This window comes from Flavobacterium sp. UBA4854, assembly GCF_002399805.1.
Lineage (GTDB): Bacteria > Bacteroidota > Bacteroidia > Flavobacteriales > Flavobacteriaceae > Flavobacterium > Flavobacterium ginsengisoli.
The window spans coordinates 1-5,498 of sequence record NZ_DHEI01000130.1 but is presented as its reverse complement, the minus strand read 5'-3'; the positions used below and the strand labels follow the sequence as shown (position 1 = coordinate 5,498).

The 5,498-nt window shown below is 32.0% G+C and carries 6 protein-coding genes; 3 read left to right on the top strand and 3 right to left on the bottom strand.

The genetic code is table 11. The annotated features are described in order from the left end of the window. The 3 genes from B3J44_RS18810 to B3J44_RS18800 form a co-directional block, all read right to left on the bottom strand. A partial coding sequence (locus B3J44_RS18810; RefSeq protein WP_286970449.1) for a transglycosylase domain-containing protein occupies window positions 1-1,505 on the bottom strand: 1,505 nt, incomplete at its 3' end. Window positions 1,506-1,515: 10 nt separating this feature from the next. Continuing rightward, a complete protein-coding gene (locus B3J44_RS18805; protein WP_198855159.1) occupies window positions 1,516-1,995 on the bottom strand; it encodes a gliding motility lipoprotein GldH in 480 nt (159 codons plus the stop codon). Further along, a complete protein-coding gene (locus B3J44_RS18800; RefSeq protein ID WP_286970442.1) occupies window positions 1,979-3,373 on the bottom strand; it encodes a PSP1 domain-containing protein in 1,395 nt (464 codons plus the stop codon). Before B3J44_RS18800 ends, B3J44_RS18805 begins: the two co-directional genes overlap by 17 nt. A 492-nt stretch (window positions 3,374-3,865) precedes the next feature. Here B3J44_RS18800 and B3J44_RS18795 point away from each other — a divergent pair, with 492 nt between their 5' ends. The 3 genes from B3J44_RS18795 to B3J44_RS18785 form a co-directional block, all read left to right on the top strand. After that, on the top strand, window positions 3,866-4,171 hold the full coding sequence (locus tag B3J44_RS18795) for a hypothetical protein (protein ID WP_286970440.1): 306 nt from the start codon (window positions 3,866-3,868) through the stop codon (window positions 4,169-4,171). A 114-nt stretch (window positions 4,172-4,285) separates the two neighbouring features. Next, window positions 4,286-5,182 carry a hypothetical protein gene (locus B3J44_RS18790; RefSeq protein WP_286970438.1) on the top strand — a complete coding sequence of 299 codons (897 nt, stop codon included), beginning with the start codon at window positions 4,286-4,288 and terminating at the stop codon, window positions 5,180-5,182. 26 nt (window positions 5,183-5,208) lie between these two features. Then, window positions 5,209-5,498, top strand: a 290-nt coding sequence (locus B3J44_RS18785) for a hypothetical protein (protein WP_286970436.1), incomplete at its 3' end; no start/stop codon positions are given.

Below are 5,498 nucleotides of genomic sequence, written 5' to 3'. Positions count from 1 at the left end.
TCTTCTGTTACGTGATGGCGTCCTTTATGAATCATGAAAGGTCCATCAAGAATAGAATCGCATGGTGACATATTTAGTTCTTCGATAGCTGTTGCGTAAACAAAAGGCTTGAAAGTAGAACCAACTTGTCTTGCTCCTTGTCCTACGTGATCATATTGGAAGAATTTGTAATTAATACCTCCAACCCAAGCTTTAATTGCTCCTGTTTGAGGCTCCATTGCCATTAAACCAGATTGCAAAAAGTGCTTGTAATAACGAATAGAATCAATTGGCGTCATTATAGTATCGCGTTCTCCTTTCCAAGTAAAGACACGCATTTTTGTTTTTACTTTGAATGAAGCAATGATATCATCTTCGCTTTTATCCATTTCTTTCATCTGAGCCCAACGAACAGAATTTTTCATTGCTTGCATGATGATTCTATCTGTTTCAGCTTGTGTAATATTTACGAAAGGAGCATTTTTATTAGTCTTTTGTTCAATAAAAAACTGCTGTTGAAGGTTTTTCATGTGCGCCGCAACAGCTTCTTCAGCATACGATTGCATTCTAGAATCTATTGTAGTATAGATTTTAAGACCGTCTTTATAAATATCATATTCCGATCCGTCAGGTTTTTTGTTTTCAGTAACCCATTTTTTCATGTAATCACGAAGATACTCTCTAAAATAAGTTGCCATACCTTCACGGTGGCTTTCCAATTTAAATTTCAGCGTAATTGGCAGTGCTTGAAGTCTTTCTTTTTCTGCCTCAGAAATCATTTTTGCTTTTGCCATTTGCGACAAAACTACATTACGACGGTTTTTTACTCCCTGAGGATTTCTTACTGGATTGTATAAACCTGAGTTTTTGAACATTCCGACCAAAATAGCCGATTCGTCAATGGTCAAGTCTTTTGGATCTTTGGAAAAATAAGTCTGTGCAGCAGAACTTACTCCAACAGAATAATTTCCGAAATCATAAACATTGCAGTACATCGCTAAGATTTCATTCTTTGTATATTGTCTTTCTAAACGAATGGCAATAATCCATTCTTTTATTTTTTGTACAATTCTAAAAGGCAAAAATTTAGATCCTTCACCATGAAACAACTGTTTTGCAAGCTGTTGTGTCAATGTACTTGCACCACCATTTGTTCCTAAGCTAAAAACGGCTCTTAAAGTTCCGCGCCCGTCAATTCCAGAATGTTCATAAAAACGTGCATCTTCAGTTGCAACAAGCGCTTCTACTAAATTTTTAGGCAAATCAGAATATTTAAGCTGAGATCTATTGGTTTTAAAATACTTACCAATTAAAACTCCATCAGAAGAAATAATTTCTGTAGCAAGATTTGAATCTGGATTTTCTAAATCTTCAAATGAAGGCATAGATCCAAATAAACCCCAAGAAGCAAATAAAAAGAAGGCTAAAACCCCTAATAAAGAGTAGGCAAAAACTCGCCAAAATTTCTTTTTGTAGTAATTAATATCCTTAGTGGTATTGGATTGATTGTTTTTTTTAGCAGCCATAAATATTTATCTAATCTTTTTGTTCTATTCTAAAACCAACGTCTGTAATTCCTTCTAAAGCTTCAACACCAGGAATTTTACCCGACTGTCTAACAGCTTGTTTGATGTGCACTTTGTATTTTCCTGTAAACTTTACATCTTCTTTATAAAAAAGCTTGCTTTCTTTTATATCAGAAAATCCGTTTCCTAACAATGTCCCATCTGGCTCTGCCATTTGGTATTCTAATGTATCGACTTTTGTAAAACCGCTTGGCGTTTCAAGAGCAACAATTAAAAATAAATTATTAAAAGGATAATTATTGTTGTCTCGAATGTTTACAAAAGCATTGTACTTTTTTGTAGAATCTAAAACTGGCAGATCAAAGCTTACAATACTGTCTTTGTGCCAAGCACTTCCAACAGATTTATACTGATCAAATACTCTTTTTTTATCACAAGAAAAAAGAAGTATTGCTACCAAAAGAAGAATTCCGCTATTTTTTATTCTCATTTTTAGTATTCGTTATTGGTTTTCTAGGTTCAGCCGGTTTATTTTCATTTGAATTTGGCTTATTCGGATTGTTTGGCTTATTCGAATTATGCTTTTTCTTATGATTTTGCTTATTCGGATTGTTTTGATTGGTTGGCTTATTTGCATTACCATTGTTCGGATTATTAGTATTTGTTGCTGGTTTAGCATTATTTACATTTTTATCCTGTTGTGGTTTTACTGGAGTTGCAACACCAGCCGTTTCTGCATTTTGTTTACGCTTGCGATTTGGTTTTTTCTTTCTTTTTGGCTGGTCAAAACGAGTTAAACTCTCCTGCCCCATTGCATTGTTGAAATCTTTTTCAGGTTCTGAAATTACCTCAACAGCAAAATCTTCTAAAGAAGAAACTTTATTTTTCTGTTTATTTTCAGCGATAATTTCTTTTACCTGATCAATTTTTAAAACATGCCAGTTTGCGAAGTTGTTGGTGTAAGCAAACCACATTAATCCTTTAAAAATATCTTGTTTTTGGCAAACTGCGTCACCTTTTTCTGTGATTAGTTTGGTATCGTAATCAGGAAAATCTTTTAAAGCATCCATGTAAGTGTCTAACTCATAGTTTAGACAGCATTTTAATTTACCGCATTGTCCCGCTAATTTTTGCGGATTTAATGATAACTGCTGATAACGAGCCGCTGATGTATTAACACTTCTAAAATCGGTTAACCAAGTCGAACAGCAAAGTTCACGTCCGCAAGAACCAACTCCACCTAAACGTGCCGCTTCCTGACGGAAACCAACTTGTTTCATTTCTACTCTAGTACTGAATTCTTTAGCAAAATCTTTGATCAGCATTCTAAAATCGACACGATCATTTGCTGTGTAATAAAAAGTTGCTTTTGATCCGTCTCCTTGAAATTCGATATCCGAAATTTTCATTTCCAATTTGTGCTGAATTGCCAATTCACGCGCACGAACCTTCATTGGCTCTTCGCGATCACGCGCTACAGACCAAATGTCGATATCTTTTTGAGATGCTTTTCTGTAAATTTTTGGAACCTCATTACTTTCGTAATTCACCCCTTTTTTCTTCATTTGAATCTTTACCAATTCTCCTGTAAGAGTCACAATTCCAATATCATGTCCTGGCGAAGCAACAGTTGCTACAATATCGCCAATACTTAAAGTTAATTTCTCTGAATTTCTAAAAAATTCCTTACGTCCGTTTTTAAAACGAACCTCAACACAATCAAAAATAGCCTCTCCATTAGACGGACTCATGTTCGAAAGCCAGTCAAAAACCGTCAATTTATTGCAGCTATCGGTGCCGCAAGTCCCATTATTTTTACAACCTTTTGGTGCGCCACCATCTGAGGTTGAACAACTTGTACATGCCATAATTATATATGTAGTGCTGCCAAAATGCAGCTTAAGTTCATAAACGTTTGATCGGTAAAGATAGTATTTTTTTTATTTTGCTTTTTATAGATTAGTTCTAAAGGGTTGTTAAATAAAAAATGCTCAAATTTTCAAAAAAAAGTAATTCAAAATTTTATTCTATTAAACATTTGTTCCATTCTTCAAATATTGAGTTAGATAAAGAACCTATTCTGTTTCTTTTATGGCTTATTCAGGTAATTTTCAATAATTTACTAAAATACTTTTGCGTCTAAAAGTTTAGAAAAAATCAACATTTGAATACGTCAATGATATTAAAACTTTAAAATAGAAATGAAAAAAATACAAACAGGTAAAATCTTTGGTAAAGCTGCTAAAGAAACCGGATTTAAAGGCAGTGGTGTAACTTGTTATATTGAATTTCCTAATTATTGATTAATTGTAAATCATCAAAAATCATTTTACAGCATTCATTTTTATGTAAATGTTAGCTTGATTTATAAAGAATTGGTAAATAGTACTATTACTGAAGATGTACTAAAAAATGCATTCAAGGGAAAGACAACTGTTTTTCCTCATGTATCTTTTAGAATTGAACATTGCCCTGGAATGCCTGATGATTTAACTATACAAATTGGCTGTGCAGTTGAAAATGGGCAAGAAGAAAAATTGGAAAATGTTCTTAAGGAAGCACTAACGAAATTGCTGTCTTTTATGGAAAAAAATTACAGCAGACAAGACATACGAAAAATGTATGAAGAGAAGAAATTATCTGCCTTGATACATAAAGAAGTTTAACAATAGTAAGTCAAATTGCACTTAATTGATATTTTAAATGCATAATAACAAACATGCGAATCCAGAAAACATCAATCAGCAGTAATTAAATACTTAATCGTAAAAATATTTCGCATGAGCAACATACTTGCATCGGGTCTGGTAAATAGTAAAAATGCAAACAAAGATTATCTAGGATTTTATAAGGAGGAAAAAGAACCTGAATATTATTATGGGCAAATTGGATTAACATGTTCCACAACAATATTTCATGAATATGCAAATCTCATTAAAGAATACTCCTGTGATACTATTAATTTGGTTGATGGTAATGATGATAATTTTAGATTTTTATATAATAAAATACCCGTAAAAGACAAAATATGCAGTATAAGCATAGTGGATCAAAGTTCGAACTGCATTGATAAAGAATGGGATTTGTCTGATTTATCAAATTTTGAAAATCTAAAATCTTTATCCATTTATTCTTTAAACTATTTAAAAAAAATTGACCTTAGTACTTTGGCTATCAAGTTAGAACGTCTAATTTTTCAGTACAAAGAAAGGAATTTCGAATTAAACGTATTAAACAATTTGAAAGTTCTCAAGTTATTTGATCTAAATGAAAAAGATTGTTCCTGTTTTTCAACATTAAATTCATTAAACCGAATTGCAATAATAAATTCCACAATTAAATCTTTAGAAGGATTGGGAAAAATTCCAAATTTGAACATGTTATATATTGATAAAACTAGAGGTTTGTCTGATTTTTCATCTATTTTGAAAATGGACAGTATTGAGCATCTTTGGTTTGGAACTGGCATTAAAAATGTTGATTGGGATTTTCTAAAAACCATGCCACAACTTAAATCTCTTCATGTTGATAAGGCAAAAGATATTTCATTTATAAAAGATCTTCCAAATCTTGAATTTTTTACGGCGAGTAAAATTGAAGACAAAAATATTAATCCAATAACAGAACATAAAGGCATTAGAAAAGGAGTTGGCAAACCTTTTCCTTTTATCATTTAAATTATTAATAAATTAAACAAAAAACAATGAAATTTTCGATTATAACTAGCGCAAACGAAAAAGAAAAAACAATTAAGAACTTTGACATTGTCGAAAAAGAAATTAACAACTGCAAAGAAGCAGATGATTTTGTTATTCTAAACAATAACCCAACTATTAATGATGCTATTTTTTTACAGGGAATGCTTTCTGGTAAAAATAAATACACCTTGGAAATAAGATTCGAACATGAAAATGATTTTTCCCAGTACGGCATTGAGGCTATTACAAAATCAGAATGCTTGAATATTTTCAGGCAATATTACGAAGGCAGTTT

Excerpts from the sequence above, each read along its gene's own strand:
- B3J44_RS18800 (WP_286970442.1), bottom strand. The coding sequence starts at position 3,373 with ATGGCATGTACAAGTTGTTCAACCTCAGATGGTGGCGCACCAAAAGGT.
- B3J44_RS18790 (WP_286970438.1), top strand. The coding sequence starts at position 4,286 with ATGAGCAACATACTTGCATCGGGTCTGGTAAATAGTAAAAATGCAAAC.
- B3J44_RS18805 (WP_198855159.1), bottom strand. The coding sequence starts at position 1,995 with ATGAGAATAAAAAATAGCGGAATTCTTCTTTTGGTAGCAATACTTCTT.